Source organism: Kitasatospora sp. NPDC052868 (genome assembly GCF_044547105.1).
GTDB lineage: Bacteria > Actinomycetota > Actinomycetes > Streptomycetales > Streptomycetaceae > Kitasatospora.
In genome coordinates, this window is the sequence record NZ_JBITZW010000025.1 from 66,825 (window position 1) to 93,652 (window position 26,828).

The 26,828-nt window shown below is 72.6% G+C and carries 28 protein-coding genes and 4 tRNA genes; 7 read left to right on the forward strand and 25 right to left on the reverse strand.

The features are described from left to right. Positions 1-121: 121 nt before the first annotated feature. Positions 122-1,501, reverse strand: a complete 1,380-nt coding sequence (locus tag ACIGZJ_RS30440; protein WP_396460267.1) for a hypothetical protein — start codon at positions 1,499-1,501, stop codon at positions 122-124. A gap of 314 nt (positions 1,502-1,815) precedes the next feature. Between ACIGZJ_RS30440 and ACIGZJ_RS30445 the strand changes: the two genes are divergently transcribed. Beyond that, positions 1,816-2,733 (forward strand): hypothetical protein, encoded by a 918-nt coding sequence (locus tag ACIGZJ_RS30445; RefSeq protein WP_396460268.1) that lies wholly within the window; start codon positions 1,816-1,818, stop codon positions 2,731-2,733. A gap of 7 nt (positions 2,734-2,740) precedes the next feature. Here the strand turns inward: ACIGZJ_RS30445 and mutM are convergent, their stop codons facing one another. The 10 genes from mutM to ACIGZJ_RS30495 all read right to left on the reverse strand — a co-directional run bounded on the left by mutM (position 2,741) and on the right by ACIGZJ_RS30495 (position 12,568). Next, the gene (gene mutM / locus ACIGZJ_RS30450; RefSeq protein WP_396460269.1) at positions 2,741-3,634 is read right to left on the reverse strand and encodes a bifunctional DNA-formamidopyrimidine glycosylase/DNA-(apurinic or apyrimidinic site) lyase; all 894 of its coding nucleotides are present in this window, start codon (positions 3,632-3,634) and stop codon (positions 2,741-2,743) included. A gap of 51 nt (positions 3,635-3,685) precedes the next feature. Then, positions 3,686-4,462 (reverse strand): ribonuclease III, encoded by a 777-nt coding sequence (gene rnc / locus ACIGZJ_RS30455; protein ID WP_387950253.1) that lies wholly within the window; start codon positions 4,460-4,462, stop codon positions 3,686-3,688. A gap of 19 nt (positions 4,463-4,481) precedes the next feature. Further along, positions 4,482-4,655 carry a 50S ribosomal protein L32 gene (gene rpmF / locus ACIGZJ_RS30460; RefSeq protein WP_188303282.1) on the reverse strand — a complete coding sequence of 58 codons (174 nt, stop codon included), beginning with the start codon at positions 4,653-4,655 and terminating at the stop codon, positions 4,482-4,484. Between the two features lie 2 nt (positions 4,656-4,657). Continuing rightward, complete coding sequence (locus tag ACIGZJ_RS30465) at positions 4,658-5,302, reverse strand: YceD family protein (RefSeq protein WP_392929517.1); 645 nt, start codon at positions 5,300-5,302, stop codon at positions 4,658-4,660. Positions 5,303-5,463: 161 nt separating this feature from the next. Next, positions 5,464-6,639 carry a cell division initiation protein gene (locus tag ACIGZJ_RS30470; RefSeq protein ID WP_396460270.1) on the reverse strand — a complete coding sequence of 392 codons (1,176 nt, stop codon included), beginning with the start codon at positions 6,637-6,639 and terminating at the stop codon, positions 5,464-5,466. A gap of 185 nt (positions 6,640-6,824) precedes the next feature. Beyond that, positions 6,825-7,313, reverse strand: a complete 489-nt coding sequence (gene coaD, locus ACIGZJ_RS30475; RefSeq protein WP_396460271.1) for a pantetheine-phosphate adenylyltransferase — start codon at positions 7,311-7,313, stop codon at positions 6,825-6,827. A 49-nt stretch (positions 7,314-7,362) separates the two neighbouring features. Beyond that, positions 7,363-7,947, reverse strand: coding sequence for a 16S rRNA (guanine(966)-N(2))-methyltransferase RsmD (rsmD, locus tag ACIGZJ_RS30480; protein WP_392929512.1), 585 nt, complete (start codon positions 7,945-7,947; stop codon positions 7,363-7,365). Between the two features lie 99 nt (positions 7,948-8,046). Then, positions 8,047-8,574, reverse strand: a complete 528-nt coding sequence (locus ACIGZJ_RS30485; protein ID WP_396460272.1) for a hypothetical protein — start codon at positions 8,572-8,574, stop codon at positions 8,047-8,049. Between the two features lie 115 nt (positions 8,575-8,689). Further along, on the reverse strand, positions 8,690-10,897 hold the full coding sequence (gene recG / locus ACIGZJ_RS30490; protein WP_396460273.1) for an ATP-dependent DNA helicase RecG: 2,208 nt from the start codon (positions 10,895-10,897) through the stop codon (positions 8,690-8,692). Positions 10,898-10,936: 39 nt separating this feature from the next. Further along, positions 10,937-12,568 (reverse strand): DAK2 domain-containing protein, encoded by a 1,632-nt coding sequence (locus ACIGZJ_RS30495; RefSeq protein WP_396460274.1) that lies wholly within the window; start codon positions 12,566-12,568, stop codon positions 10,937-10,939. A 283-nt stretch (positions 12,569-12,851) separates the two neighbouring features. Between ACIGZJ_RS30495 and rpmB the strand changes: the two genes are divergently transcribed. Then, a complete protein-coding gene (gene rpmB / locus ACIGZJ_RS30500; protein WP_014138233.1) occupies positions 12,852-13,037 on the forward strand; it encodes a 50S ribosomal protein L28 in 186 nt (61 codons plus the stop codon). Between the two features lie 142 nt (positions 13,038-13,179). Here rpmB and thiD read toward each other — a convergent pair whose 3' ends face one another. From thiD to ACIGZJ_RS30515, 3 genes are all read right to left on the reverse strand, one after another. After that, positions 13,180-14,025: a bifunctional hydroxymethylpyrimidine kinase/phosphomethylpyrimidine kinase gene (gene thiD / locus ACIGZJ_RS30505; RefSeq protein WP_396460275.1), complete on the reverse strand. Its 846-nt coding sequence runs from the start codon at positions 14,023-14,025 to the stop codon at positions 13,180-13,182. A gap of 24 nt (positions 14,026-14,049) precedes the next feature. Further along, on the reverse strand, positions 14,050-15,075 hold the full coding sequence (locus ACIGZJ_RS30510; protein WP_396460276.1) for a 6-phosphofructokinase: 1,026 nt from the start codon (positions 15,073-15,075) through the stop codon (positions 14,050-14,052). A 125-nt stretch (positions 15,076-15,200) separates the two neighbouring features. After that, positions 15,201-16,166, reverse strand: a complete 966-nt coding sequence (locus tag ACIGZJ_RS30515; protein WP_392929502.1) for a thiamine-phosphate kinase — start codon at positions 16,164-16,166, stop codon at positions 15,201-15,203. Positions 16,167-16,387: 221 nt separating this feature from the next. Between ACIGZJ_RS30515 and ACIGZJ_RS30520 the strand changes: the two genes are divergently transcribed. Together ACIGZJ_RS30520 and ACIGZJ_RS30525 are read left to right on the forward strand one after the other, a co-directional pair. After that, entirely contained in the window at positions 16,388-16,621 is a 234-nt protein-coding gene (locus tag ACIGZJ_RS30520; protein WP_387950233.1) for an Lrp/AsnC family transcriptional regulator, read from the forward strand. A gap of 20 nt (positions 16,622-16,641) precedes the next feature. Beyond that, the gene (locus ACIGZJ_RS30525; protein ID WP_396460277.1) at positions 16,642-17,154 is read left to right on the forward strand and encodes a DUF3515 domain-containing protein; all 513 of its coding nucleotides are present in this window, start codon (positions 16,642-16,644) and stop codon (positions 17,152-17,154) included. Positions 17,155-17,240: 86 nt separating this feature from the next. Here ACIGZJ_RS30525 and ACIGZJ_RS30530 read toward each other — a convergent pair whose 3' ends face one another. From ACIGZJ_RS30530 to ACIGZJ_RS30540, 3 genes are all read right to left on the reverse strand, one after another. Continuing rightward, entirely contained in the window at positions 17,241-18,383 is a 1,143-nt protein-coding gene (locus ACIGZJ_RS30530; RefSeq protein WP_396460278.1) for a D-alanine--D-alanine ligase family protein, read from the reverse strand. A 156-nt stretch (positions 18,384-18,539) separates the two neighbouring features. Continuing rightward, the gene (locus ACIGZJ_RS30535) at positions 18,540-19,541 is read right to left on the reverse strand and encodes an NAD(P)H-dependent glycerol-3-phosphate dehydrogenase (RefSeq protein WP_396460279.1); all 1,002 of its coding nucleotides are present in this window, start codon (positions 19,539-19,541) and stop codon (positions 18,540-18,542) included. Continuing rightward, on the reverse strand, positions 19,538-20,368 hold the full coding sequence (locus ACIGZJ_RS30540; RefSeq protein ID WP_392929495.1) for a lysophospholipid acyltransferase family protein: 831 nt from the start codon (positions 20,366-20,368) through the stop codon (positions 19,538-19,540). Before ACIGZJ_RS30540 ends, ACIGZJ_RS30535 begins: the two co-directional genes overlap by 4 nt. A gap of 225 nt (positions 20,369-20,593) precedes the next feature. On the opposite strand from ACIGZJ_RS30540, the gene cofC reads away from it, so the two are divergent. Continuing rightward, a complete protein-coding gene (cofC, locus tag ACIGZJ_RS30545) occupies positions 20,594-21,301 on the forward strand; it encodes a 2-phospho-L-lactate guanylyltransferase (RefSeq protein WP_396460280.1) in 708 nt (235 codons plus the stop codon). 42 nt (positions 21,302-21,343) lie between these two features. Beyond that, the gene (locus tag ACIGZJ_RS30550) at positions 21,344-21,568 is read left to right on the forward strand and encodes a hypothetical protein (RefSeq protein ID WP_392929492.1); all 225 of its coding nucleotides are present in this window, start codon (positions 21,344-21,346) and stop codon (positions 21,566-21,568) included. Between the two features lie 188 nt (positions 21,569-21,756). Here ACIGZJ_RS30550 and ACIGZJ_RS30555 read toward each other — a convergent pair whose 3' ends face one another. From ACIGZJ_RS30555 to leuC, 4 genes are all read right to left on the reverse strand, one after another. Beyond that, positions 21,757-22,491 carry an HU family DNA-binding protein gene (locus ACIGZJ_RS30555; protein WP_392929490.1) on the reverse strand — a complete coding sequence of 245 codons (735 nt, stop codon included), beginning with the start codon at positions 22,489-22,491 and terminating at the stop codon, positions 21,757-21,759. Between the two features lie 133 nt (positions 22,492-22,624). Continuing rightward, positions 22,625-22,972 carry a hypothetical protein gene (locus ACIGZJ_RS30560; protein ID WP_396460281.1) on the reverse strand — a complete coding sequence of 116 codons (348 nt, stop codon included), beginning with the start codon at positions 22,970-22,972 and terminating at the stop codon, positions 22,625-22,627. A gap of 224 nt (positions 22,973-23,196) precedes the next feature. After that, a complete protein-coding gene (gene leuD, locus ACIGZJ_RS30565) occupies positions 23,197-23,793 on the reverse strand; it encodes a 3-isopropylmalate dehydratase small subunit (protein WP_392929488.1) in 597 nt (198 codons plus the stop codon). Positions 23,794-23,798: 5 nt separating this feature from the next. After that, entirely contained in the window at positions 23,799-25,220 is a 1,422-nt protein-coding gene (gene leuC / locus ACIGZJ_RS30570) for a 3-isopropylmalate dehydratase large subunit (RefSeq protein WP_396460282.1), read from the reverse strand. A gap of 231 nt (positions 25,221-25,451) precedes the next feature. Between leuC and ndgR the strand changes: the two genes are divergently transcribed. Continuing rightward, on the forward strand, positions 25,452-26,165 hold the full coding sequence (ndgR, locus tag ACIGZJ_RS30575; protein WP_148642806.1) for an IclR family transcriptional regulator NdgR: 714 nt from the start codon (positions 25,452-25,454) through the stop codon (positions 26,163-26,165). A gap of 112 nt (positions 26,166-26,277) precedes the next feature. Here the strand turns inward: ndgR and ACIGZJ_RS30580 are convergent. The 4 genes from ACIGZJ_RS30580 to ACIGZJ_RS30595 form a co-directional block, all read right to left on the reverse strand. Further along, positions 26,278-26,352: transfer RNA gene (locus ACIGZJ_RS30580), tRNA-Gln, on the reverse strand. A gap of 60 nt (positions 26,353-26,412) precedes the next feature. Next, positions 26,413-26,488, reverse strand: a tRNA-Glu gene (locus ACIGZJ_RS30585). Between the two features lie 27 nt (positions 26,489-26,515). Further along, positions 26,516-26,588 (reverse strand) — tRNA-Glu (locus tag ACIGZJ_RS30590). 27 nt (positions 26,589-26,615) lie between these two features. Next, a tRNA-Glu gene (locus ACIGZJ_RS30595) sits at positions 26,616-26,688 on the reverse strand. Positions 26,689-26,828: the final 140 nt, after the last annotated feature.

The window sequence follows — 26,828 nt, forward strand, 5'->3', positions numbered from 1 at the left end:
CACAGGGTTTCGTTTTCAAACCGGCCCGCCGCCTCCTGCCCGGCCCGCCGGACAACCCGAGCGGCCCCGCCGACCAGGGCGGGGGCCGCTGCACACACGGGCCGTGCGCGGGGGCCTCGGCTCAGAAGCCGCCGCCGAAGTCCCCGCCGCCACCACCGCCGAAGTCGCCCCCGCCGCCGAAGCCACCGCCGCCGTCGTCGAATCCGCCGCCGAAGTCCGAGGAGTCGAAGTCGGCCCCGGAGAAGTCGCCGCCTTCGTAGCCGGAGCCGTCCATCGACCCGGCCGCGTAGGCCGGACTGCTCATCATCGAGCCCAGCATGGTGCCGACCAGCAGACCGGGCAGCAGCCCGCCGCCGCCGAAGCCGCCGAAGTAGCCGCCGGCCCACGGGCCGTACACCGGTCCCGCGTTCCAGTACGGCTGCGGTCCGTGCTCGGTCGGCACGGTCCGGATGTCCGGGTCCTGGCCGGCGGACAGCCGGGCCGCGTCCGCCTGGCAGACCGGGACGGTGCGCGTCGCACCGTCGGCCGGCGCCCAGTCGGCGTCCTGCACGGACGGGCCGTGCCGCGGGTCGAAGAAGCACGGCGGACGGCGCTCCGGCAGCGGGCGCCGCTCCCGCCGGGCCGCCAGGGTGGCCAGCGCGAACCGGCCGTCCTCCAGCGCCTCGGTGACCGGCTTGACGTCCGCCGGGCCCTTGGCCTCGTCCATGGTGCGCTTGGCCTGCTCGTAGGAGTCCAGGGCGTGCGCGTAGTCGGTGCGCTGGACGTCGTCGGCGTCGGCCGCGCCCGGGTTGAAGTCGAGCCGGTCGAGCTCCTCGCCGAAGGCGGTGATGTCCTCGTCCACCACCCGGCGCAGCTGTGCCAGCTCGGCGCGGCGCTGCTCCTCCTTGCGCCGCCGGGCCCGGCGGAACAGCAGGAACACACCGGTGCCGGCCAGCGCCAGCAGGGCCAGCGGGATCACCACGGCGGCGACGGACATACCGCTGCCGCCGCCCACGCCGTGGCCCTTGACCTGCGGCGCGGCGGTGTCGACGAAGTCGTTCAGGGTGGCGTCGATGTCGCCCGGGTGCGAACGGAAGGAGGCGCCCGCGATCCGCTCCGCACTGCCGCTGGGCAGCGCGGCCTTGTCCGAGCGGGCCTGGAACTGGTCGCCGCGCCAGATGCCGTAGGTACCGGTGATGCCCACCTTGGTGTGCAGGTCGGGGAAGACCGTGGTGGCGCCGTACGGATCGGCGGCCGGGACGACCGCGATGAAGATCGGCTTGTCGGTCTTGCGGATCTTCTCGGTCAGGGCGTCGGCCTGGCTCTGGCTGAACCGGCCTTCCATCGCCGGGTCGACGTAGACCCGGCCCTGCTTGAGGGCCGCGGTGGCATCGTCCAGCCCGCCGGCCGCCGAGGCCGCCGGAGCCAGCACGAGCAGCAGCCCGAGCAGCGCCGCCACCAGCGCGGCCGCCAGGGTCGGCGGGCCGGCGCTCCGGGACGGTCGTCGAGCAAGGGTTCTCATGCCACCGACGCTACCCCCAGCGCTCCCCGGAGGGGGCATACCCTTCGTCTACGGGTCGGCCGGCGCACCCCCACCGTCCGCCGGGGTCCGGCCCCTCCTCGGGGATGATGTCGCCCCCCGCCGTCCCCCATCCGTCCCTGAACCGCGCGGAGCCGGGAACCGCAGACCCCGCCCGGACGTACGTCCCGGCAGGTCCGCGGCCGTTCGCCCGGCGCTCCCGGGCGCCCCGACGGTACCGCGCGACCAGGCATAGTGGTGCCGGACCACCCGGACCATGACCTTCTCTTGACCGTTTCTCTCGATCGGAGCACTCGGTGTTCATCGGCCTCGTCACCGCCGTGGCGGCCTCCGCCTGCTACGGCACCGGATCGGTCCTGCAGGCCGTCGGATCACGCCGCTCCGCCCGGGAGGAGGCCGCCCGCGGCTCCTCGACCGGGACCACCGAGCACGGCGGCCCCAGCCTCTCCTCGACCGCGAAGGCCGCCGTCACCTGGGAGTTCATCCTCGGCACGGTGCTCGACCTGATCGGGTTCGGGCTCGGCGCGCTGGCCGCCCGGCTGCTGCCGCTGTTCCTCTCGCAGACCATCATCAGCGCCAACCTGGTGATCACCGCGGTGCTCTCCATCAAACTGCTCGGCATCCGGCTCAAGCAGCTGGAGTGGGCGTCGATCGGCGTGCTCTGCTCGGCGCTGGTCCTGCTGGCCGTCTCCGCCGGGCCGGAGGGCGGCCACCAGGCGGCGATGTCCTTCCACTGGTGGCTGCTGGCCATCACCACCGTGCTGCTGGTCGGCGGCGGCCTGCTGGTGCGGCGGATGGGCGCGAAGGGCGCGATCGTCGCCGGTCTGCTCTCCGGCCTCGGCTTCGGCGCTCTCGGCGTCGGCGTGCGCATCCTCAACGGCGTCGACCCGTTCGAGCTCGGCAAGCTGCTGTCCGACCCGGCCCTGTACGCCATCCTGGTCGGCGGCCTCGGCGGGATGTACGTGCACACCATCGCCCTGCAGATTGGCTCGGTGAACGGCGCCACCGCCGCTCTGGTGGTCGGCGAGACGGTGCTGCCCGGTGCGGTCGGCGTGCTCTGGCTCGGCGACTCCTCCAAGGCCGGCCTGGGCTGGCTCGGCGTCCTCGGCTTCCTGCTCGCCGTGGTCTCCGCCGTCGGCGTCGCCTACTTCGGCCAGGACACCCACGGCTCGGCCGAGGCACCCTCGGCCGAGCCCGAACTCACCAAGCGGTAGCGGCTGTTCAGCCCCCGCTGCGCAACCTCGGGACGCGCTGGCAGCGGGGGCAGAAGTAGCTGGAGCGGTTCATCCAGGCGGCCCGGCGGATCGCCGTACCGCAGCGGCGGCAGGGCTCGTGCTCGCGGCCGTAGGCGTCGAGGTCCCGGGAGAAGTAGCCGCTCTCGCCGTTCACATTGACGTAGAGGCTGTCGAAGCTGGTGCCGCCGACGGCGAGCGCGGAGGTCATCACGTCCCGGGCGGCGGCCAGCAGGACGGCGGCCTGGGGGCGGGTGACGGAGGCGGTCGGCCGGTCGTAGTGCAGCCTGGAGCGCCACAGCGCCTCGTCGGCGTAGATGTTGCCGACCCCGCTGATCAGCGTCTGGTCGAGCAGCGCCCGCTTGACCGTGGTGCGCCTGGCCCGCAGCGCGGCCACGAAGACGGCGTCGTCGAAGCGCGGGTCCAGCGGGTCGCGGGCGATGTGTGCGATGGAGACCGGGGTGCCCTCCGGGTCGTCGTCCTCGGCCTCCTCGACCGCCAGGCCGCCGAAGGTCCGCTGGTCGACGAAGCGCAGCTCGCGCCCGCCGTCGGTGAACCGCAGCCGGACCCGCAGGTGCTTCTCGTCGGGCACCGCCTGGTCCTGGACGAGCAGTTGGCCGCTCATCCCGAGGTGGCCGATCAGTGAGAAGCCGCTCCCGGCCGCCGGCCCGGCGGTACCGGAGAGCGGCACCCAGAGGTACTTGCCGCGCCGCTGCGCGGTACCGAGCGTGGAGCCGGTCAGCCGGGCGGCGAAGTCGGCCGCACCGGCGGTCTGGCGGCGCACCGCGCGCGGGTGCAGCACCTGGACGTCGGCGACCGTCCGCCCGGCGACCCAGTTCGCCAGACCGCGGCGGACGACCTCTACCTCGGGAAGTTCGGGCACCTCTACAGCCTCCAGCACGCGGGAACGGGCAGGAGGAAGGGTACTGCGTGCTCAGGCCTTGGCGCCGGGCACCCGGTCGGCGTACTTCTCCTTGATCGCCCGCCAGGCGCTCTCGGCGGCCTTCTGCTCGGCTTCCTTCTTCGAGCGGCCGACGCCGCTGCCGAAGTCCTCGCCAGCCACCCGGGCCGCCGCGGTGAAGGTCTTCTCGTGGTCCGGACCGGACTCCTCGACCACGTACTCCGGCACGCCGATGCCCACCGAGGCGGTGAGCTCCTGAAGGCTGGTCTTCCAGTCCAGGCCGGCGCCCAGCTGAGAGGACTCCTCGATCAGCGGGTCGAACAACCGGTGGACGAACTCGGTGGCCGCGTCCAGACCCTGGTCCAGGTAGACGGCGCCGATAACGGCCTCGACGGTGTCGGCGAGGATCGACGACTTGTCGCGGCCGCCGGTACCCTCCTCGCCCTTGCCGAGGCGGATGAACGTGCCGAGCTCCAGGCCCCGGCCGACGTCGGCCAGCGCGCGCGAGTTGACCACCGCGGCGCGCAGCTTGGCGAGCGTGCCCTCGGGAACGTCCGGGTGGACGCGGTAGAGGGTGTCGGTCACCACCAGGCCCAGCACCGAGTCGCCGAGGAACTCCAGGCGCTCGTTGGTGGGCAGCCCGCCGTTCTCGTACGCGTACGAGCGGTGGGTCAGGGCACGTACCAGAAGGGCGCGCTCAAGTGTGTACCCGAGGCGCCCTTCCAGAACGTCGTATTCGGTCGAAGCCGGCCCGCCGGCCTTGCCACCATTGCTGGAGGACGACTTGCGGGAGGGGTTACCGTCCGACATCGATCCGTACACCCGCCGATCAGACCGAGAGGACCTGGCGACGGTTGTACGTGCCGCAGCTCGGGCACGCAATGTGGCCGAGCTTCGGCTCGTGGCAGCTGTCGCACGCCACGAGGGCCGGAACGACGGCCTTCCAGTTGGAACGGCGGTGGCGCGTGTTGCTGCGCGACATCTTCCGCTTCGGAACAGCCACGGCTACTTCTCCTGGTTCTCGGCGGCACCCTCACGGGTGTCGCTGTTCTTGATCCCGTCACCCTCGTCGCCGGGGGCGGCGGAGAGTCCCTGCAGAGCCGCCCACCGGGGGTCGGCGGCGTCGTGGTGGTGCGTCGGGTCGTCGCTCAGGCGCGCTCCGCATTCGGAGCACAGGCCCAGGCAGTCGTCCTGGCACACCGGCTGCAGCGGCAGTGCGAGCACCACCGCGTCACGCAGCACCGGCTGGAGGTCGAAGAAGTCGCCCTCCAGGCGGTAAGTCTCTTCCTCCGAGTCCTCGTCGAGGTCCTCGGTCCCGGAGGTCCGGGCGCGCATGCGCTCGTCGGACTCCGGGTAGTAGTACAGCTCCTGGAAGTCCACCTCGAGGTCGTCCTCGACGGGCTCCAGGCACCGCACGCACTCGCCCTCGACGCCGGCCTCGGCGGTGCCGGTGACCAGCACGCCCTCGACCACGGACTCCAGGCGAAGCTCCAGCCGGATCTCGCTCTTCTCCGGTACGCCGATCACATCGATGATCCCGAGGCCCTCGGGGGCCTCCAGAGTCCGGGACACCTTGCGCAGCGAGCCGGGGCGACGACCGAGCTCGTGCGTGTCGAACACGAGGGGGTCGCGGTGGTCGAGGCGGTTCAAGGTGTCCTGACTTCCTGAGAAAACTGATGCGCGGCGCTGCTCATCGGGTGGATGCGCGGGCAGACCGACAGCCCGACACGGAGAGGCCGGAGTGGTCAGACTACCGGAGTCTCCCGCCAGGCCCAACTTCGGCCGGACGTCGCTGCCCGGCCGGGCCCGGATCAGCGGCCGCCGAGCTCCCGCAGCCTGGTCATGTCGATCATGCTGGTGTCGAAGAAGCTGGTCTCGTCCAGACCGGGCTGCTGCGGGGCCTGCGGCGGCACCGCCGGCGGGGCGGTCGGGGCCTGCGGGTAGCCGTAGGCGTCGTACTGCTGCGCCGTGAAGCCCTGCTGCTGCTGCGGGTAGCCGTAGCCGTCCTGCTGGCCGGCCGGGTAGCCCTGCTGCTGCGGCTGGTGCTGCTGACCGTAGCCGTACTGGGCGCCGTACGGGTCGGCCTGACCCGCCGGGTCGAAGCCGCCGCCGTACACCTCGGCGTACTGGCCGCCCTGCTGCTGCGCGGTGGCGGCGTACTGGTCCGTGCCGGGGGCCTGCCAGCCGGCCGCGGCCGGGGTCTGCTCCGGCCAGGTCTGCTGCTGCGGCACCTCCTCGCGGTACCAGGGCACCTCTTCGCCGTCCGGGTCCGCGGCGAAGCCGGCCGCGACCGCCTCGGCGCGGTTCTTGGCCTGCTGGGCCTGGTCCGCGGCGGCCAGGTAGGCGCCCAGCTCGTCGATCGGGGCCTTGCCGAGCAGCTTGTCGCGGCCCTTGCCGACGGCCTCCAGCGTCTTGCCGAGGACGGTCTCCAGGGTGGCGAGCTTCACATCGACGTACTCGTCGACCTCGGGGCTCGGGCTGATCCGCTGCGGCTGGAACTCCTCGCCGTCGCTCTCGCCGTTGAAGTCGGTCTCGAAGACGCCGGCGTCGCCGCGCAGCTTGATGCGGCCGCGGCCGACCGAGCCCAGCGTCTTGGTCAGCACGACCTCGAAGTTGGCGAGCTTGCTGTCCACGTAGTCGTCGGCCTCGGCGAGCTTGGCCTCCACCTCGGCGCGCGCCTCGGCGAGGATCCGGTCCGCCTCGGCCTGGGCCCGGCGCACCACCTCGGTGTCGGAGATCAGCGAACCGCGCTCGGCGTGCGCGCCGTGGATGATGCGCTCGGCCTCGGCCTGGGCGTCGGCCACCACCTGCTCGTGGTCGGCCATCACCGACTGCGCCTGGGCCAGCTCGGCGGGCAGCGCCGCCCTCAGGTCCTGGAGCAGTCCGACCAGCTCGGCTCGGTTCACCACGCAGGAGGCCGACATGGGCATCGAGCGGGCGTTCTCGACGGCCGCGACGATCTGGTCGACCTTGTTCTGCACGTCCACGGGGCTTCGTCTTTCCGTGTGCCGCCGACGGTCCGGCGGAGGCAGGCCCGGCGCGGTGGACCTCACCGCAGGGCAGGAATACAGACTGTACGGCCCCTGCGCGGCGAGGTCACAACGCTCGGACCGACCCGGTCGCCCCGCCCCGGGACAAGCCGTGACGAACCGGCAGAAACGGACTCGGCGGCCTACTGCGCCCTGCGCTCCGCGATCCGCTCGACCAGCCGGTCGTGCACCGTCGCCGGCAGCAGGTGCGAGACGTCGCCCCCGTACGAGGCGACCTCCTTGACCAGCGTGGACGACAGGAAGCTGTACGTCGGCGAGGTCGGCAGGAAGAGCGTCTCGACGCCGGTCAGCCCGTGGTTCATCTGGGCCATCTGCAGCTCGTAGTCGAAGTCGCTGACGGCCCGCAGCCCCTTGACGATCGCGGGGATGTCGCGCTCCCGGCAGAAGTCCACCAGCAGGCCGAGGTGCGACTCGACCACGATGTTCCCGTACTGGGCGGTGGTCTCCTCGATCAGCGCGATCCGCTCCTCGATGGTGAACATGCCCTGCTTGTTCCGGTTGACCGCGACCGCGACGTGCACCACGTCGTAGAGCTTCGAGGCCCGCTCGATGATGTCGAGGTGACCGTTGGTGATCGGGTCGAACGATCCGGGACAGACGGCGCGACGCATGGCGTGAATGCTCCCTCGTGGGGTGACGACTGCTGCGGGCCGCGGCCCGCTACGGGTGTTGGCGGGCCTCGGCGGCGGCGCGACCGTACCAGAGCGTGCCCTCGCCGTAGCGACGCGAGCGCAACACGTCGAAGCCCTCGGGCCAGCCGAACTCGCCGCCTCGCGTGCTGCGCTCCACGGTGACGAGTGCGTCGTCCGCGAGCCAGCCCCCGGCCAGGAGTGTGATCAGCATCTCGCGCAGCTCGTCGTCGGTGACGGCGTAGGGCGGGTCGAGAAAGACCAGGTCGTACGGGGTCTCCGGGGCGGGGCCGGCGATCACCTTCTCGGCCCGGGCCGCCTTCAGCTCCGCTCCCGGCAGACCGAGCGTCCGCACGTTCTCCCGGATCACCCGGGCCGCCTGGCCGTCCGCCTCGACCAGCAGGACGTGCTCGGCGCCGCGCGACAGCGCCTCCAGGCCGACCGCGCCCGATCCGCCGAACAGGTCGAGCATCCGGGCCCCGTGGATCGTGCCGCGCAACGCCTCCAGGGTGGAGAACATCGCCTCGCGGGCCTTGTCGGAGGTCGGGCGGGTGCCCCGGCCGGGCGGTACGGCCAGGCGGCGGCCGCCGGCCGCCCCGGCGATCACGCGGGTCATGGTGGTGGGAGGTCCTTTCGTCGCTGCCCGACCACGCTATACGGCCGCCACCCCGCCGGCAGACCGGCGGGGTGGGATTGGGAAGTGGCTACCGCCCGGTCACTCGCCGGCCGCCTGGGGGGCCGGGGCGGTGGCGCCGAGCAGGGCCGGCGAGGCGTAGCGGGACCAGGACAGGCAGCCGTCGGGCGGGCAGTACTCGGGGCGGCGCGGGTCGTGGCCGAGCTCGCGCAGCTTGGTGCGGACGGAGTCGGGGGTGCGGCCGAAGCGGGCGGCGATCCGGGCGACGGTCTCGCTGTCGTGGAAGCGCCGGACCAGCTCCTCCTCGTGCTGCGGCACCCAGGGGGCGCCGTGGCCGGGGTAGAGCTCGCGCAGGACGTCACGGTCGGGGATGGGCTCGGAGACATCGGCGACGATCGCCAGGGCCCGCAGCGCGCGGTTGAGCGCGATCCGCAGCGAGGCGACGTCCTCGACCGGCAGCCGGAGCTTGCCGGAGGCGAGGGGCGCGGCGGCGGCCCCCTCGCGCCAGCCGGTCAGGGTGAGGGTGACCTCGCGGTCGTCGTCGCTGGCGAGTTCGATCCGGAAGACCTTGTCGCCGAGCGGGAGCTCGTTGAGATGACGGAATGCCATGGCAGGACCCCCAAGTGTCGTGCCAGGTACGCACCTTGGGGGTGCGCCCTGAACAACTACATTCTCTCGCGGGGGTCTGACAATCGGGCCCTCCGAGGCTGCCCGGTCTCGGGGCTCAGCCCTTCTCCATATAGGCCGCGCGGTCCTCGTCGATCAGGCTCTCCAGCACGGTGCGCAGCTCCGGATGGGCGGCCAGCTCCGGGTCCTCGGCGACCAGCCGGGTGGCCTCCGCCCGGGCGGTGACGATGACCTCCTCGTCCTCCAGCACCGAGAGCACCTTGAGCGAGGACTTCACCCCCGACTGCGCCTGGCCCAGCACGTCGCCCTCGCGGCGCTGTTCGAGGTCGATCCGGGAGAGCTGGAAGCCGTCCAGCGTGCCGGCCACCGCCTCCAGCCGGGCCCGGGCGGCACTGCCCGCGGGCATGTCGCTGACCAGCAGGCAGAGCCCGGCCGCGCTGCCGCGCCCGACCCGGCCGCGCAGCTGGTGCAGCTGGGAGACGCCGAAGCGGTCCGCGTCCATGATCACCATCGCGGTGGAGTTGGGCACGTTGACGCCGACCTCGATCACCGTGGTGGCCACCAGGACGTCCACCTCGCCGCCCGCGAACCGGCGCATCACCTCGTCCTTGGCCTCTGGCGCCAGCCGCCCGTGCAGGATCTCCACCCGCAGCCCGGCCAGCGGGCCCTTCAGCAGCATCTCGGCGGTCTCCACCACCGAGAGCGGCGGCCGGCGCTCGTCGCTGTCGGCGCCGACGTCCTCCAGGTCCGCGCCGGCCGCGGCCTTGCGCCGCTTCTTCGGGTCGGCGGGCTCCTCGTCCCCGATCCGGGGGCAGACCACGTACGCCTGGTGGCCCTTGCCCACCTCCTCGCGGACCCGCTCCCAGGCCCGGGCAAGGAAGTTGGGCTTCTCCACGGCCGGGACGACATGGGTGGAGATCGGCGAGCGGCCGGCCGGCAGCTGGTCCAGCACCGACGTCTCCAAGTCCCCGAAGACGGTCATCGCGACGGTCCGCGGGATCGGGGTCGCCGTCATCACCAGCAGGTGCGGCGGCTGTTCGCCCTTGGCGCGCAGCGCGTCCCGCTGCTCGACGCCGAAGCGGTGCTGCTCGTCCACCACGACCAGGCCGAGGTCCTGGAACTGCACCTTGTCCTCGATCAGCGCGTGCGTGCCGATCGCGATCCCGGCGTCCCCGCAGGCCATGTCCAGCAGCGCCTGGCGGCGGGCCGGGACGCCCATCGAGCCGGTCAGCAGCGCCACCTTGGTGCCGAGGTCCGAGCCGCCGAGCATGCCGCCCTCGGCGAGGTCCCCCATCATCTCGACGATCGAGCGGTGGTGCTGCTGGGCCAGCACCTCGGTGGGCGCCAGCAGGACGGCCTGGCCGCCCGCGTCGACGGCGACGAGCATGGCGCGCAGCGCGACGAGGGTCTTGCCGGAGCCGACCTCGCCCTGGAGCAGCCGGTGCATCGGGTGCTCGCCCGCGAGGTCGGCGAAGATCTCGGTGGAGACGGTCTGCTGGCCCTCGGTGAGGGTGAACGGCAGCCGCTCGTCGAAGGCGTCCAGCACGCCGCCGGCCCGGCGCGGGCGGGGCTTGGCGGGCAGCGCGGAGTCGGCCGCCCGGCGCTGGGCGAGGGCGACCTGGAGGACGAAGGCCTCGTCCCAGCGCAGCCGGCTCTGGGCGCGCTCGCGGTCCGCCTGGCCGCGCGGGCGGTGGATCAGCTCCAGCGCCTCGGGCAGCGGGATCAGGTCGTGCCGCTCGCGCAGGTCGGCGGGCAGCGGCTCGCCGACGTCGGACAGGTGCTTGGTGAGCGCCGTCTCGATGCAGATGGAGAGCTTCCAACTGGGCATCTGGGCACTGGCGCCGTACACCGGGATGAGCCGGCCGGCGAACTGCTGCGCGGCCTCGGAGCCGGCCTCCTCGTCGAGCAGCTGGTAGTCCGGCGAGACCAGTTGGCGGCTGCGGTTGAAGACCCCGACCTTGCCCGCGAACAGGCCCTGGGCGCCGGACCGCAGCTCCTTCTGCCGCCAGCCCTGGTTGAAGAACACCAGGGAGAGCCGGCTGCGGCCGTCGGTGACGACGACCTCCAGGCGGTCGCCCTTGCGGCCGCGGAACGGGATCAGGGTGACCTTCTCGATCCGGGCCAGCACGGTGACGTGCTCGTCGATCTCCAGCTCGTCCAGGCTGGTGAGCTGGCCGCGTTCGACGTAGCGGCGCGGGTAGTGGTGCAGCAGGTCCCCGACCGTGCGCAGCTTGAGGCTGTCGGCGAGCACCTTCGCGGTGCGGTCGCCGACGAGCTTGGTCAGTGGTTCGTCGAGAGCGCCCATCACCGCCCTGTTTACACCACCGGGCCGACAGTCCGGGTGCTACTCCACCCCGATGAGCAGCGGCGCGGACTCCTGGCCGCCGTGGAAGACCACCGCGTCCACCTCGGGCCGCCGGTGCCGGGCGTGCGCGACCAGCCCCTCGGCCAGGCCCTCGGGTGCGCCCTCGCCGAGGATCAGGGTGACGAGTTCACCGCCCGCGCCGAGCATCCGGTCGAGCACGCTCGTGCCGACCTCGGCCAGCCCGGCGCCGATCACCGCGACGTCCCCGTCGATCAGCCCGAGCACGTCCCCGGCCTGGCAGACCCCGGCCATCGTCCAGGACTCCCCCTCGGCGAAGGCGAGTTCGGCGTACCGGGTGGCGCCGGCGGCCGAGGTCATGGCGACCACGTCCTCGTCGAAGCGCCGACCGGTCTCGTGGACGGCGAGCGCGGCCAGGCCCTGGACCGGCGAGCGGGTGGGCAGCACGGCGATCCGCACGCCCTCCTCGCGCAGCTGGTCGGCGGCGGCCCCGGCGGCGGCCCGCAGTTCGGGGTCGTTGAGCAGCAGCACGACCTCGCGGGCGGCGGACCGGCGGACGGCGGCGGCGAGTTCGGCGCTGGCCGGCGGGCGGTCCGGGTCGGCGTGCAGGACGACGGCGCCGGCCTGTTCGCAGAGTTCGGCCAGGCCCGCGCCGGAGACCACGGAGAGCACCGCGCGGGTGCGCTCCTCCCGCTCGCCCCGCTCGTCGGCGGTCCCGGAGCGGGCGGCGGCCTCGGCGAAGTGGGTGATCCGGATCTGGTGCGGCCGCCCGGCCCCGACCCCGGCCTCGACGGCGGCGCCCGCGTCGTCCACGTGCACGTGGACGTTCCACAGGCCGTCGCCGCCGCCGACCACCAGGGAGTCGCCGAGTTCCGCCAGCCGGGCGCGCAGCGCGGGCAGCGCCTCGTCGGGGGCGTCCAGCAGGTAGATCACCTCGAACGCGGGGTGCCCGGGGCCGGGCGGCCGCACGTGCCCCTCGCAGCTCTCCGCGATCCGCACGTCCCCGCGCAGCGCGACCGGGCCCATCGGCTGGTGCCCGGCGACGGCGTCGGCGAGCGCGCCGAGGACGGCGACCAGGCCGCGTCCGCCGGCGTCCACCACCCCGGCCTCGGCGAGCACGGCGAGCTGCTCGGGGGTGTGCCGCAGCGCGTCCCGGGCGGCCCGGTAGGCGGTGTCGGCGACCTGGGCGAGGCCGTCCCCGGCCCGGACCGCCTCCCGGGCGGCGACCCGGGCGACGGTCAGCAGCGTCCCCTCGACGGGTTCGGCGACGGCCTGGTAGGCGGAGTCCGAGGCCCGCTGGAGGGCGGCCCGCAGCTGGTCGGCTCCGCCGCCCTCGGCGAGCGTCTCGGCGGTGCCGCGCAGCCACTGGGCGAGGATCACGCCGGAGTTGCCGCGGGCGCCGATCAGCGCGCCGCGGGCCATCGCCCGGGCGGCCTCGGCGAGCCCGGGTGCGGCGCCCCCGACCGGATCGGTGAAGCGGGTCTCGACCGCGGCGGCGGCGGACTCCACGGTCAGGTAGAGGTTGGTGCCGGTGTCGCCGTCGGGGACGGGGTAGACGTTGAGTGCGTCGATCTCCTCGCGGGCCTGGCCGAGCGCGCGCAGGGCCAGCTGGCACCAGGTGCGCACGGCCGGGGCGTCGAGCGTGTGCAGCACCAGGTCTCCTCCGGATGGGACGCCGCGATGGCCTCAGGATGAACGGCGAGGGGTGATACCGGCAGGTTATCGGGGGCCGCGGGCGGGTGCGGGGGGCGGCGAGCGCAGCGATCACCTGCGCGGTCGTGGTAGTTTCGTTGAACGGAAGCAAGCGTTGTATGCTCTTCCGGTTGCCTGGAACAGTCCAGGCTCACCCCATTAGTCCAGTCTGGTTCACGTGAGTGCTCCGGTGGGTTGGCGGGGTTTTCGAACGTAAATGATCTGAAGTCTTGGAGTGACTCCTGTGGCTGCCAACTGCGACGTCTGCGGCAAGGGGCCGGGCTTCGGCAACAGCATCTCCCACTCTCACCGCCGTACCCCCCGTCGTTGGAACCCCAACATTCAGACGGTGCGCGCTGTGATTGGGCGGACGCCGAAGCGGCTCAACGTCTGCACCTCGTGCATCAAGGCCGGTAAGGTCTCGCGCTGACGCGCAGACCGGTAAGCCGGTCCTCCAGTAAGCCGGTTCATCCTCGGATGGGCCGGCTTCCTGTTTTTCCTTCCGCGCCTGCGCACCTCCGGTGCCTTCCGCGCCTTCCTGGGCGGGCCCTCGGGCCCGCCCAGGGCTGTTCTCAGCGCCAGCGCCAGGCGTGGTCGACCGGTCCGATCCCGGCGCCCAGCGCGAACCCGCCGGCGATGGCGCCGGTGATGTACTCCTTGGCCGAGGCCACCGCCCCGGGCACCGGCTCGCCCTTGGCCAGCCCGGCGGCGATCGCGCTGGCCAGCGTGCAGCCGGTGCCGTGGGTGTGCCGGTTGTCGTAGCGGGGCGCGCGGTACCAGTACTCCTGACCCGCGCCGGCGTAGAGCAGATCGGCGGCCTCGCCCTCCAGGTGCCCGCCCTTCACCAGCACCCAGCGCGGCCCGAGGTCGAGCAGCGCCTTCGCGGCGTCGAGCATCTGGGACTCGTCCTCGACGGTGCGGCCCGTGAGCTGCGTCACCTCGTGCAGGTTCGGGGTGGCGAGCGTGGCGACGGGCAGCAGCCGCTCCCGGACGGTCGCGACGGCCTCGGCGGCCAGCAGCGCGTCCCCGTGCTTGGAGACCCCGACCGGGTCGACCACCACCGGCGCGGACACCCCGGCCAGCAGCTCGGAGACGGTCTCCACCAGTTCGATCGAGGCGAGCATGCCGGTCTTCACGGCCTGGACGCCGATGTCGTCCACCACGCTGCGGAACTGGGCCCGGACGGCCTCGGCGGGCAGCTCCCAGTAGCCCTGGACACCGAGCGAGTTCTGCGCGGTGACGGCGGTGATCACGCTCATGCCGTGGACGCCGAGGGCGAGCATCGCCTTCAGGTCGGCCTGGATGCCGGCGCCGCCGCCGGAGTCCGATCCGGCGACGGTGAGCACGCGGGGAGGCGCGAGGGAGGGGCCGCGCGAAGCGTGGCCGCCGGGGGCGGGGGTGGGCGACGGGAGAGCCATGGGGCCAAACCTACCCGGGCCGGTTCAGAGCACGGCTTCGGATTCCACCCAGCGGTCCTGCGGCACGGTCTTGAGGTGGGTGACGGCCTCCGCGACCGGCACCAGCTCGATCTCGCTGCCGCGCAGCGCGGTGAAGTGGCCGAACGCCCCCTTGTGGACGGCCTCCACGGCGTGCCAGCCGAACCGGGTGGCGAGCACCCGATCGCGGGCGGTGGGGGTGCCGCCGCGCTGGGTGTGGCCGAGGATGACCGGCCGGGCCTCCTTGCCGAGCAGGTTCTCCAGCTCGTTGGCGAGCCGGTTGCCGATCCCGCCGAAGGTCCGGTGGCCGAACCGGTCGACCTCGCCGTGGTCGAAGCGCATGGTGCCGGGCAGCGGCGCGGCGCCCTCGGCGACGGCGATGATGGCGAACTTCTTGCCCCGGGAGAAGCGGTCCTCGACCATCCGGGCCACCGCCTCGATGTCGAAGGGCTTCTCCGGGATCAGGATGCCGTGGGCGCCGCCCGCCATGCCGGCGGTGAGGGTGATCCAGCCGGTGTGCCGGCCCATCAACTCCACCACCATCACGCGCTGGTGGGACTCGGCGGTGGTCTTCAGCCGGTCGATCGCGTCGGTCGCGACGTGCACGGCGGTGTCGAAGCCGAAGGTGACGTCGGTGGCGGCGATGTCGTTGTCGATGGTCTTCGGAACCCCGACCACCGGCAGGCCGGCGTCGCTGAACATCTTGGCGGCGGTCAGCGTGCCCTCGCCGCCGATCGCGATCAGCGCGTCGATGCCGATGTTGCCGGCCAGCGTCCGCGCGTTGTCCACCGCCCAGGCGATCCGGTCGCGCTGGACCCGGGCCGAGCCGAGGATGGTGCCGCCGAGGGTGAGCAGTCCGGTGACGTCGTCGTGCGAGACCGGCCGGGTGCGGCCCTCGATCAGACCGAGGAAGCCGTCCTCGATCCCGACGATCTCGTCACCGTGCACATCGGTGCCCCGGTGCACCACCGAACGGATCACCGCGTTGAGGCCGGGGCAGTCGCCGCCGCTGGTCAGGACACCGATGCGCATGGTGGCTGTGCTCTCCCGCTCCGCCGTGGTTCAGACCACCTGCCCGGACAAACCGGGCAGGCTCAGGTGACGGCAAGCCTACGCGGTCACCGCCCTGGGACGGCGTCACGTCCACGGCCCGGACGTCACTCGGCGAAGTGGTCCCAGCCCGCGGCGCGGTCCCAGGCCTCGCCGTCCACCGTGACCCGGCCGCCGCGCCGGCCGCTGGGCCGACCGGTCACCTCGCCCACCACCCGCCAGCGGGCGGGCAGTTGGATCCCGCGCGGGAAGGTCGCCACGATCGCGTGGTCCTCGCCGCCGGAGAGCACCCAGACCAGCGGGTCCACCCCGACCGCCTGGCCGATGTCGGCCATCTGGGCCGGGACGTCGAAGTCGGCCGCCTTCAGGTCGATGTCCACCGCGCTGGCCCGGGCGACGTGGCCGAGGTCGGCGACCAGCCCGTCGCTCACGTCGATCATCGCGGTGGCGCCCAACTCCGCACCGGCCGGGCCCGCGTGGTACGGCGGCTCGGGCCGGCGGTGCGCCTCCACGAAGGCCCGCGGGGAGCGGAAGCCGCGCTGCAGCACCGTCAGTCCGGCCGCGGACCAGCCGAGCCAGCCGGTCACCGCGACCACGTCGCCCACCTGGGCACCGGCGCGGGTCACCGGCGCGCGCCCCTGGAGGTCCCCGAGCGCCGTGATGGCCAGGGTGATGGTGTCGCCGCGCACCACGTCGCCGCCGACCACCGTCGCGCCGGCCACCTGGCACTCGTCGCGCAGCCCGTCCATCAGCTCGGTGGCCCAGGTGGTGGGCAGGTCGGCGGGGGCGACCAGGCCGAGCAGTATCGCGGTCGGCACCGCGCCCATCGCGGCCACGTCGGCGAGGTTCTGCGCCGCGGCCTTGCGGCCCACGTCGTACGCGGTGGACCAGTCCCGGCGGAAGTGCCGGCCCTCGATCAGCACGTCGGTGGTGGCCACCACCCGGCCGTCCGGCGCCTTCACCACGGCGGCGTCGTCACCCGGGCCCAGGTCGACCGCATCGGTGAGCGGTACCCGGGCGGTCAGCTCCCTGATGAGTCCGAACTCGCCCAGCTCACCCACGGTCCCCTGCATCTGCCGTCCTCTCGCGTCTTCCAACGTTTCAAACCCGACGTCTGCGGGCAGTCGCTCCCCCGCGCGCAGCGTACGCCCTCCGGTGGTGCAGAGGTCTCCCCTCCCCGCCCCACCGCGCGGTAGCGTGGTGATCAGACTGCCGGTGAGCCCGTTTCCCACCCCGGGAGCCGCCCGGGTGATCACGGCGGCGTTCTCCGTACCCCAGCCGCCGGGAGGCCCCCGTGGTACAGGCATACATCCTGATCCAGACCGAGGTCGGCAAGGCCACCGCCGTGGCCGAGTCCATCTCCAAAATCCAAGGCGTGCTCCAGGCCGAGGACGTGACCGGGCCCTACGACGTGATCGTCCGCGCCGAGGCCGAGACGGTGGACGACCTCGGCCGTCTGGTCGTCGCCAAGGTCCAGCAGGTCGAGGGCATCACCCGCACCCTCACCTGTCCGGTGGTCCACCTGTAAGCCCCGGCTACCATCGGCGGGTGGCCCGAGAACTGCGCGTCCCCCGCTTCCTGGCGGCACTGCCGGCCCCCGTCCGGTGGCTGGCCCTGCCGCTCGCGCTGACCTGCACCGTGGTGGTGCTGGTCGGCAGCTGGAGCGCGCCCGAGAAGATCGAGGTACCGCAGCCCAACGCGCGCCAGGCCGAGTACTGCCGCGCGCTGAACGCCGCGCTGCCGCCGACCCTGCTCGGCCACCCGCGCCGGGACCCTTCACCGGTCTCGCCGCTGGTGGCGGCCTGGGACAGCACCCCGCGCATCGTGCTGCGCTGCGGCGTGCCGCACCCGGAGGGGCTGACCGAGGAGCGCCAGCAGGAGATCTCGCCGACCGTCAACGAGGTCACCTGGTGGCCGGAGCAGCTGGCCGACGGCGGCTACCGCTTCACCGCCACCCAGCGCGCCGTCTTCGTCGAGGTGACCGTCCCCGGCGGGGCGACCGCCAACCCGCTGGACGCGGCGGCCTCGCTCTCCGACGCGGTGAAGGCCACCATCCCCTGACCCGGCGGTCCGCGGCGACGACGACCCGCGATGACACGGAAGGAGGGCGGGCCGGGGTTCCCCGGCCCGCCCTCCTTCGAACAGGCCTAGCGCAGGCCGGTGGAGCGGCGCAGCGCGGTCTGGAGCAGCCGGTCGATCAGCTCCGGGTAGGCGAGGCCGGTGGCCTCCCACATCTTCGGGAACGCCGAGATCGGCGTGAACCCGGGCATGGTGTTGATCTCGTTGATCATCCAGCTGCCGTCGTCCAGCAGGAAGAAGTCGACCCGGGCCAGGCCCTCGCAGCCGAGCGCCTCGAAGGCGGCGATCGCCTGGCGGCGGATCTCGGCGGTCTCCTCGGCGGCGAGCTCCGCCGGGATCCGCACCTCGGAGGAGTCGATGTACTTGGCCTCGAAGTCGTAGAACTCGTAGCCGCCGCCGACCAGCACCTCGGCCGGGACGCTGGCGCGCGGGCCGTCCTCGAACTCCAGGACCCCGCACTCGATCTCGCGGCCGGAGACGCCCGCCTCGATGATCAGCTTGGGGTCGTGCCGACGGGCCTCCTCGATCGCGGCGTCGAGGTCGGCGAGGTCCTTGACCTTGGTGATGCCCATGCTGGACCCGGCCCGGCAGGGCTTCACGAACAGCGGCAGCCCGAGCTCCGCGGCCCGCTCGCGCACGGCGGTGCGGCCGGCCTCGCTCTCCCACTCGCGCGGGCGGACCACCGTGTACCGGCCCACGCCCAGGCCGTGCGAGGCCAGGACGCGCTTGGTGAACTCCTTGTCCATGCCGACCGCGCTGGAGAGCACGCCGTTGCCGACGTACGGCACGCCGGAGAGCTCCAGCAGGCCCTGCAGGGTGCCGTCCTCGCCCCACGGACCGTGCAGCAGCGGGAACACCACGTCGACCTCGCCGAGCACCTTGGGGGCGGCCCCCGGCTCGCTCCAGACCACCTCGCGGCTGCCCGGGCCGACCGGCAGGGCCACCTGGCCCTCGACGGACTCGGCGACATGGTCGACGTCCGGCAGCCGGCCGTCGGTGATGGCCATCCGGGACGGCTCGTCACTCACCAGCGCCCAGCGGCCCTCGTGGGTGATGCCGATCGGCAGCACGTCGTACTTCTCGCGGTCGATCGCCCTGAGCACACTGCCCGCGGTGGTGACCGAGATGGCGTGCTCGGAGCTGCGTCCGCCGAAGACGAGCGCTACGCGCGGCTTCGCGGACCGGTTCGGGGAGGACTGTTCGATGCTCATATCGGGTTTGAGACTACCGTGCGAGGTGTTTCCGGAAAGTCACCCGGCGCTGTGATTCGCCGGTGCTCTTCCGGGACGCCCGGAGCCGGTGCGGCCCCGCCCGGTGCCGTCCCACTCGGTCGTCCGCTCGGTGCCGCCCGCTCGGTGCCGCCCCGCTCAGTGCCGTTCCGACTTGGCCGAGCGCGACATCAGCGCCTGCAGCGCCTCCTGGGTGGGCCGGCCGTTGTGCACCACGTCCACCACGGCCTCGACGATCGGCATGTCGACGCCGCTGCGCCGGGCCAGGTCGAGCACCGACTCGCAGGACTTGACGCCCTCCGCGGTCTGCCGGGTGGCCGCGATGGTCTCCGCCAGCGACATCCCCCGGCCCAGGTTGGTGCCGAAGGTGTGGTTGCGCGACAGCGGGGAGGAGCAGGTGGCCACCAGGTCGCCCATCCCGGCGAGCCCGGCGAAGGTGTAGGGGTCGGCGCCGAGCGCCAGCCCCAGCCGGGTGGTCTCGGCCAGCCCGCGGGTGATCAGCGTCGCCTTGGTGTTGTCACCGAGCCCCATGCCGTCGGCCATGCCGACCGCCAGGCCGATGACGTTCTTCACCGCGCCGCCGAGCTCGCAGCCGATCACGTCGGTGTTGGTGTACGGGCGGAAGTACGGGGTGTGGCAGGCCGCCTGGAGCCGCTTGGCGACCGCCTCGTCGGTGCAGGCGACCACACTGGCGGCAGGCTGCCGGTTGGCGATCTCGCGGGCCAGGTTGGGTCCGCTGACCACCGCCACCCGGTCCGCGGCGACCTTGCCGACCTCCGCGATGACCTCGCTCATCCGCTTCGCGGTGCCGAGCTCGATGCCCTTCATCAGGCTGACCAGCACGGTCTGCGGCTCGATCAGCGACGCCCAGGCCGCCAGGTTCTCGCGCAGCGTCTGCGAGGGCACCGCGAGGACCGCGAAGTCGGCCCCGGCCAGCGCCTGCGCCGGGTCCACGGTGGCCCGGATCGAGGCCGGCAGCGGGACGTCCGGCAGGTAGTCCGGGTTGACGTGGGTGGTGTGGATCGCGTCCACCAGCTCCCACCGGCGCCCCCAGAGGGTGACCTCGCAACCGGCGTCGGCCAGCACCATCGCGAACGCGGTCCCCCAGGAACCCGTTCCGAACACGGCGCATCGGGTCACTTGCCGACCTCCTCGGTACCGCTGTCGCGCGAGCCGGCGGCCCGCTGCCGCTCGGCCGCGGCCGCCGTGGCCCGGTCGCGGGCCGCCGTCCGCATGTCGTAGCGCTCGGCCGGCGGCTCCTCGCCGCGGACCTCGGCCAGGACGGCGGTGATCGCCGCCATGATGTCCTCGGTGGCGTCCCTGAGCACCTGCGCGGTCAGCTCCTGGCCCTGGTACTTGCTCAGGTCCACCGCCGGCCCCGCCGTCACCGTCACCTTGTGCCGCGGGAAGAGGTTGAACCGGCCCTTGCCGGATCCGCCCCTGCCGTAGGGCGGGATGATCTCGTGCGCACCCCAGTGCGCCACCGGGATGACCGGGGCGCCCGTCATCAGCGCCACCCGGGCCACCCCGCTCTTGCCGGTCATCGGCCACAGGTCGGGATCCCGGGTGAGCGTGCCCTCCGGGTAGAACTGCACGCACTGGCCGCCGTTGACCGCGTCGATCGCCGAGCGGAACGCCTGCGCCGCGTCGGTCGACTCCCGGAACACCGGGATCTGGCCGGTCTTGCGGAGCATGAACCCGATGAACGGCACCGAGAACAGCGAGGACTTGCCGAGGATCCGCGGCGGCCGCCCGCTGTTGTACTGCCAGTGCGCGTAGACCAGCGGGTCGATGATCGAGTTGTGGTTGACCGCGGTGATGAAGCCGCCCTCCTGCGGAAGGTGCTCCCAGCCCCGCCAGTCGGGCTTCACCAGCGCGGTCGTCACCGGCTTCACCAGCACGGCCGCGAAGCGGTACCAGATGCCGTAGTCGGCGTTGCCGAAGCTGGCGTACGAGCGGCGGGCCACCCCAGGTCCTCCTCATCCGGTGCGGCACGTGGGGTGCCGCAGTCCTAGCCTCCCGGCGCCGTGCACCGGGGAGGTGCCCGGGCCCGGGCGCGGAACAGTCTCGCCCGATCGCTCATCGGCTGTCGAGCAGCCCCGCCAGCCGGCCGGGCAGGCGTGATCAAACGCACGTCCGCACAGTTCGGACGGCCTGGCGAGGGTTCCGGGACCGGCGTCACAATGACGCCGATGACCCAGGACACCGTACGCCCCAGCGGGCCCGTCGCGCCCCCCGCACCCACCGCCGGCTGGTCGCTGGTGCTGCCGCTCAAGCCGCTCGCCGTGGCGAAGTCCCGGCTGGCCCCGTTCGCCGGGCCGCACCGGGCGGACCTGGCGCTCTCCTTCGCCCTCGACACCGTCACCGCCGCGCTGGCCACCCCGGGCGTGTCCCGGGTCCTGGTGGTCACCCGGGACGCCGAGGCCGGCGCGCGGCTGGCCGCGCTCGGCGCGGTCGTGGTCGCCGACGAACCCGGCGGGGGCCTCAACCACGCGCTGGCGCACGGCGCGGCGGCCGCGCTGGTACTCGACCCGCGCGCGCCCTTGGCCGCGCTCTCCGCCGACCTGCCCGCGCTGCGGCCGGCCGAACTGGCCCGGGTGCTGGCCGCCGTACCGCCGAGCGGCCGGGCCTTCCTGGCCGACTCCCCCGGTCTGGGCACCACCCTGCTGGCCTGTACCCCCGGCAGCCCGCTCTCCCCCGCGTTCGGGGACGGCTCCCGGGCCCGGCACGCGGCCGGCGGTGCCCGTGAACTACGCCTGGACGGCGTGGAGTCGGTGCGCCGGGACGTCGACACCGGGACGGACCTCGCCGAGGCCCTCGCCCTCGGGGTGGGCCCGCACACGGCCGCCGCCTCGGACCGGCTCGGCGGGCCTGCGGAGGCCCGCCGACCCGCACGGTGAGATGCCGCCGGGACTGTCGGACCCGCTCGCTATGCTGCTTTCATGCAGGCCACCTCGTTCACCTTCGACCCCGCCACCCGGGCCGGCTCCGTGCTGCTCGACGACGGGACGCCGGTCCCGTTCGACGCGGACGCCTTCGACGCCGGCGGCCTGCGGCTGCTGCGCCCCGGCCAGCGGGTGCGGATCCGCACCGAGGGCACCGGCGAGGCCCGCCGGGTGGTCTTCGTGACGCTGCAGACCTTCCCCGACCCGGCCGACGCGGTCTGACGCCCCTCCCGGCGCCGCTCCCCGGCGCTGCGCGGAGGCTGCGGACGCCGTTGGCCGGGCGACCGCCCCAGGTGACCGGAGGCCTCCGGTCACCGACCGAGCGCCCGGAAAGCAGAAGAGCCGTGGCGGCCCGGTCGCCCGGAATTCCGGGAGAGGGTGCCGCCACGGCTCTGGAAACCCGCCCGTTACTACTTCGCGGTGGTCTTGCGCGCGGTGGTCTTGCGGGTGGTGGTCTTCTTCGCCGGAGCCGTCTTCTTGGCCGTGGTGGCCTTCTTGGCGGCGGTGGCCGTGGTCTTCTTGGCGGCGGCCGTGGTGGTCGCCTTCTTGGCGGCGGCCGTCTTCTTCGACGCGGCGGCCTTGGTCGCAGCGGCCGTCGTGGTCTTCTTGGCGGCGGCGGCCGTGGTCTTCTTGGTCGCGGTCGCCTTCTTGGCGGCGGTGGCCGTGGTCTTCTTGGCGGCGGCCGTGGTGGTCGCCTTCTTGGCGGCGGCCTTCTTGGTCGCGGCGGCGGCCGGAGCGGCGGCGGCGGCCGAGGCGGCACGCTTGGTGGCGGCGCGCTTGGCGGCCGGGGTCGCGGCGACGCCGCTCTTGCCCGGGGTGAGGGAGCCCTTGGGGGCCTTCTTGACCGACGGGCCCTCCTTCGGCAGCTTCTTGCTGCCGCTGACCAGGTCCTTGAAGCCCTGGCCGGGACGGAAGCGGGGCACCGAGGTCTTCTTGACCTTGACCTTCTCGCCGGTCTGCGGGTTGCGGGCGAAGCGCGCCGAGCGCTCCACCTTCTCAAAGGTGCCGAAACCGGTGACCGACACCCGGTCACCCGCCACAACGGCACGCACCATGGTGTCGAGCACTGCGTCGACGGCCTCTGCGGCAGCCTTGCGACCGCCCAGCTGCTCGGCCACCGCTTCGACAAGCTGAGCCTTGTTCACGTCTTCCCCTTCGGAAACGGGCGCCGGATGATTCCATCCGTTCATTTCGCACGTTAGGTATGTATCTGCGGACTTTCAATTACCAAACGCGCGAATCACCCTAGTGTCGCAATGGATTTGCGCGTCGGCGACCTCAGTCGACGGGCGGGCGCCCCTCGTCGAGGTCCAGCACAAAGCGACTCAACCGCCGTGCCGCCCCCGGAAGATCGCGCTTGGCGGTCTCGGTGACGATCAGCAGTTGACGGGTGAGAGCGGTCTTTGCATCGGCAGACACGTTCAGCGCATGCACGCGGGCGTGAGCTTGCTTCAACCGCTCGGCCACAAGCGCGTAGAGCGCTGCGACTTCCGGGTCGTCCAGCCCCTCAGCAGCTGAGGTGGCGGCGTCCGGCCGGTCGTCAATTCGGCGTTCGGCTCCCCGGCCCGTGGACTCCGGTGACGCGGGTTCGCCGCCCGCGTACGGAGGTTCATGGTGCCGGTGCATGTACTGATTGTGCCATCTACCCGCAGTTGTGCTTGCCCGGGCCCCTCTGCGGCAATGCCAAATCGGCAATCGGGGTCCGGTTGCGGACCCGAACTCCGGCTCCGCAACGGCGGATGGCCCGCCCCCCCGAGGGGGGAGGCGGGCCATCCGGCGGAACGTCAGAATGCTTGTTCTCAACGGACTCCCGGAGAACCGGGCGATCCGCGGGAACCGGCGCCGGACTCTCAGGCCACCGGGAGCGTACGCGGCTTGAAGGACGGCCGGGTCGCCTCGAAAGCCGCGATGTCGGACTCGTTCTGAAGAGTGATGCTGATGTCGTCCAGGCCGTTCAACAGCCGCCAACGGACGTTGTCATCCAGCTCGAAGGCGGCCGTGACGCCCTCGGCGCGCACCTCGCGGGACTCCAGGTCGACGGTGATCTCGGCGGTCGGGTCGGCCTCGGTGAGCTCCCACAGCCGCTCCACCGTCTCCTGCGGCAGCACGACCGTGAGCAGGCCGTTCTTCAGCGAGTTGCCACGGAAGATGTCGGCGAAACGGGAGGAGATCACGGCGTGGAAACCGTAGTTCTGGAGCGCCCAGACGGCGTGCTCCCGGGAGGAGCCGGTGCCGAACTCGGGACCGGCCACCAGGACCGTGGCGCCCGCCCGCTCGGGGCGGTTGAGGATGAACGACTCGTCCTTGCGCCAGGCCTCGAACAGCCCGCCCTCGAAACCGGAACGGGTGACCTTCTTCAGCCAGTGGGCCGGGATGATCTGGTCGGTGTCGACGTTGCTGCGGCGCAGCGGGACGGCCCGGCCGGTGTGGGTGGTGAACTTCTCCATGCTGCTCAGGCCTCCACAGCGACGTTGGACGGGAGATCGACGGGCGCGGCCAGTCGGCCGAGCACCGCGGTCGCGGCTGCGACCTGCGGGGAGACCAGGTGGGTGCGGCCGCCCTTGCCCTGCCTGCCCTCGAAGTTGCGGTTCGAGGTGGAGGCGCAGCGCTCGCCGGGGGCCAGCTGGTCGGGGTTCATGCCCAGGCACATCGAGCAGCCCGCGTGGCGCCATTCGGCGCCGGCGGCGGTGAACACCTTGTCCAGGCCCTCCTCGACGGCCTGCAGGGCGACCCGGACGGAGCCCGGGACGACCAGCATCCGTACCCGGTCGGCGATCCGGCGGCCCTCCAGGATGGCGGCGGCGGCGCGCAGGTCCTCGATCCGGCCGTTGGTGCAGGAGCCGACGAAGACGGCGTCGACCTCGACCTCGCGCAGCGGGGTGCCGGCCTCCAGGCCCATGTACGCCAGGGCGTTCTCGGCGGCGGTCCGCTCCTGCGGGTCGGCGAAGGACGCCGGGTCCGGGACGTTCGCGCCGAGCGGGGCGCCCTGGCCCGGGTTGGTGCCCCAGGTGACGAACGGGGTCAGCTCGCTCGCGTCGATGAGGATCTCGTGGTCGAAGACCGCGTCCTCGTCGGTGACCAGGGTCTTCCAGTAGGCGACCGCGGCGTCCCAGTCCTCGCCCGCGGGGGCGTGCGGGCGGCCCTCCAGGTAGTCGAAGGTGGTCTGGTCGGGGGCGATCATGCCGGCCCGGGCACCCGCCTCGATGGACATGTTGCAGACGGTCATCCGGGCCTCCATGGAGAGGCTGCGGATGGCCGAGCCGCGGTACTCCAGGACGTAGCCCTGGCCGCCGCCGGTGCCGATCTTCGTGATGACGGCCAGGATCAGGTCCTTGGCGGTGACGCCGTCGGGCAGTTCGCCCTCGACCGTGATCGCCATGGTCCGGAAGGGGGCCAGCGGCAGGGTCTGGGTGGCCAGCACGTGCTCGACCTGGCTGGTGCCGATGCCGAACGCCAGGGCGCCGAAGGCGCCGTGGGTGGAGGTGTGAGAGTCCCCACAGACCACGGTGGTGCCGGGCTGGGTCAGGCCCAGCTGCGGGCCGACCACGTGCACGACGCCCTGCTCGACATCGCCCAGGGAGTGGATCCGGACGCCGAACTCGGCGGCGTTCCGGCGCAGCGTCTCCAGCTGCACCTTGGAGACCGGGTCGGCGATCGGCTTGTCGATGTCCAGGGTCGGGGTGTTGTGGTCCTCGGTGGCGATCGTGAGATCGGTACGGCGGACCGGGCGGCCGGCCAGTCGCAGGCCGTCGAAGGCCTGTGGGCTGGTCACCTCGTGGAGCAGGTGCAGGTCGATGAAGAGCAGGTCGGGCTCGCCCTCCGCGCGCCGCACGACGTGGTCGTCCCAGACCTTCTCTGCGAGTGTCCGTCCCATCGGATTCCCTCCAGCCGGCCGCGTTGCCGGCCTTCTCTTGTCGTCGAGGTCAGTGCTTTCGCCGCCCTGTGAGGCACGCGTCGCGCGACCTGCACGCCGGATCGGTGTCCACGATGCGGACGCCTTGTCGAGGCCGCATCCTGGATGTCTCCCGGGCTGCTGCATCCAGAGTGGCGCTTTTCGCGGAAGATTGAACTTGCGTCTCGCGGAATGAGACTGCAGTCTTAGGGCATGGACAACTCTAGCGGCGTCGGCGTTCTCGACAAGGCCGCTCTGGTGCTGAGCGCACTGGAGTCGGGCCCCGCCACGTTGGCGGGGCTGGTCGCCGCCACCGGTCTGGCGCGGCCCACGGCCCACCGGCTCGCCGTCGCACTCGAACACCACCGACTGGTCACCAGGGACATGCAGGGCCGGTTCATCCTCGGCCCCCGTCTCTCCGAACTCTCCGCCGCGGCGGGCGAGGACCGGCTGCTCGCCACCGCGGGCCCGGTCCTGACCCACCTGCGCGACGTCACCGGCGAGAGCGCACAGCTCTACCGCCGGCAGGGCGAGATGCGGATCTGCGTCGCCGCCGCCGAGCGGCTCTCCGGCCTGCGGGACACCGTCCCGGTCGGCAGCACCCTGCCGATGAAGGCCGGCTCCGCCGCCCAGGTCCTGCTCGCCTGGGAGGAGCCCGAGCGCCTCCACCGCGGCCTGCAGGGCGCCCGGTTCACCGCCACCGCGCTGAGCGGCGTCCGGCGGCGCGGCTGGGCCCAGTCGATCGGCGAGCGCGAGCCGGGCGTGGCCTCCGTCTCCGCCCCGGTGCGCGGCCCCTCCAACCGCGTGGTGGCCGCCGTCTCGGTCTCCGGCCCGATCGAGCGCCTGACCCGCCACCCCGGCCGGCTGCACGCCCAGGCCATCATCGAGGCCGCGAACCGGCTCACCGAGGCCCTCCGCCGCGGCTGACACTCTTCTCCCCCGAAACCGGAAAGGGCCCGCTCACCTCGTGAGCGGGCCCTTTCCGGGAAAAGCCGGGGAATGCAAAAAAAGCCCCGGTGACCGGGGCTTCCTTCTTTACTGGCTGGGGTACCAGGACTCGAACCTAGACTAAATGAACCAGAATCACTCGTGCTGCCAATTACACCATACCCCAACAAAGCATCGAGCCGATGGGCGCGCCTTTCACAAGGACACGCCATCGGCTTTCCTGCTCTGGTACCCCCGACCGGATTCGAACCGGCGCTACTGCCGTGAGAGGGCAGCGTGCTAGGCCGCTACACAACGGGGGCATTCTTGGCGATCCCTTGCGAGATCAGTACCCCCGACCGGATTCGAACCGGCGCTACTGCCGTGAGAGGGCAGCGTGCTAGGCCGCTACACAACGGGGGCATTCTTGGCGATCCCTTGCGGGACCAGTACCCCCGACCGGATTCGAACCGGCGCTACTGCCGTGAGAGGGCAGCGTGCTAGGCCGCTACACAACGGGGGCTTGTACTGCTTGATACTACCTTGGTACTGCGGTGCTGCTGGGTACTGCTGGGTACTGCTGGGTACTGCTGGGTACTGCTGGGTACTGCTGGGTACTGCTGGGTACTGCTGGGTACTGCTGGGTACTGCTGGGTACTGCTG

What these genes read in the sequence shown, in the direction of transcription:
- ACIGZJ_RS30440 (WP_396460267.1), bottom strand. Translation starts at nt 1,501, where the DNA reads ATGAGAACCCTTGCTCGACGACCGTCCCGGAGCGCCGGCCCGCCGACC.
- rnc (WP_387950253.1), bottom strand. Translation starts at nt 4,462, where the DNA reads ATGTCGGACGGTAACCCCTCCCGCAAGTCGTCCTCCAGCAATGGTGGC.
- coaD (WP_396460271.1), bottom strand. Translation starts at nt 7,313, where the DNA reads ATGCGTCGCGCCGTCTGTCCCGGATCGTTCGACCCGATCACCAACGGT.
- rsmD (WP_392929512.1), bottom strand. Translation starts at nt 7,947, where the DNA reads ATGACCCGCGTGATCGCCGGGGCGGCCGGCGGCCGCCGCCTGGCCGTA.
- ACIGZJ_RS30485 (WP_396460272.1), bottom strand. Translation starts at nt 8,574, where the DNA reads ATGGCATTCCGTCATCTCAACGAGCTCCCGCTCGGCGACAAGGTCTTC.
- recG (WP_396460273.1), bottom strand. Translation starts at nt 10,897, where the DNA reads ATGGGCGCTCTCGACGAACCACTGACCAAGCTCGTCGGCGACCGCACC.
- thiD (WP_396460275.1), bottom strand. Translation starts at nt 14,025, where the DNA reads ATGGCTCTCCCGTCGCCCACCCCCGCCCCCGGCGGCCACGCTTCGCGC.
- ACIGZJ_RS30510 (WP_396460276.1), bottom strand. Translation starts at nt 15,075, where the DNA reads ATGCGCATCGGTGTCCTGACCAGCGGCGGCGACTGCCCCGGCCTCAAC.
- ACIGZJ_RS30515 (WP_392929502.1), bottom strand. Translation starts at nt 16,166, where the DNA reads ATGCAGGGGACCGTGGGTGAGCTGGGCGAGTTCGGACTCATCAGGGAG.
- ACIGZJ_RS30530 (WP_396460278.1), bottom strand. Translation starts at nt 18,383, where the DNA reads ATGAGCATCGAACAGTCCTCCCCGAACCGGTCCGCGAAGCCGCGCGTA.
- cofC (WP_396460280.1), top strand. Translation starts at nt 20,594, where the DNA reads ATGACCCAGGACACCGTACGCCCCAGCGGGCCCGTCGCGCCCCCCGCA.
- ACIGZJ_RS30550 (WP_392929492.1), top strand. Translation starts at nt 21,344, where the DNA reads ATGCAGGCCACCTCGTTCACCTTCGACCCCGCCACCCGGGCCGGCTCC.
- ACIGZJ_RS30560 (WP_396460281.1), bottom strand. Translation starts at nt 22,972, where the DNA reads ATGCACCGGCACCATGAACCTCCGTACGCGGGCGGCGAACCCGCGTCA.
- leuD (WP_392929488.1), bottom strand. Translation starts at nt 23,793, where the DNA reads ATGGAGAAGTTCACCACCCACACCGGCCGGGCCGTCCCGCTGCGCCGC.
- leuC (WP_396460282.1), bottom strand. Translation starts at nt 25,220, where the DNA reads ATGGGACGGACACTCGCAGAGAAGGTCTGGGACGACCACGTCGTGCGG.
- ndgR (WP_148642806.1), top strand. Translation starts at nt 25,452, where the DNA reads ATGGACAACTCTAGCGGCGTCGGCGTTCTCGACAAGGCCGCTCTGGTG.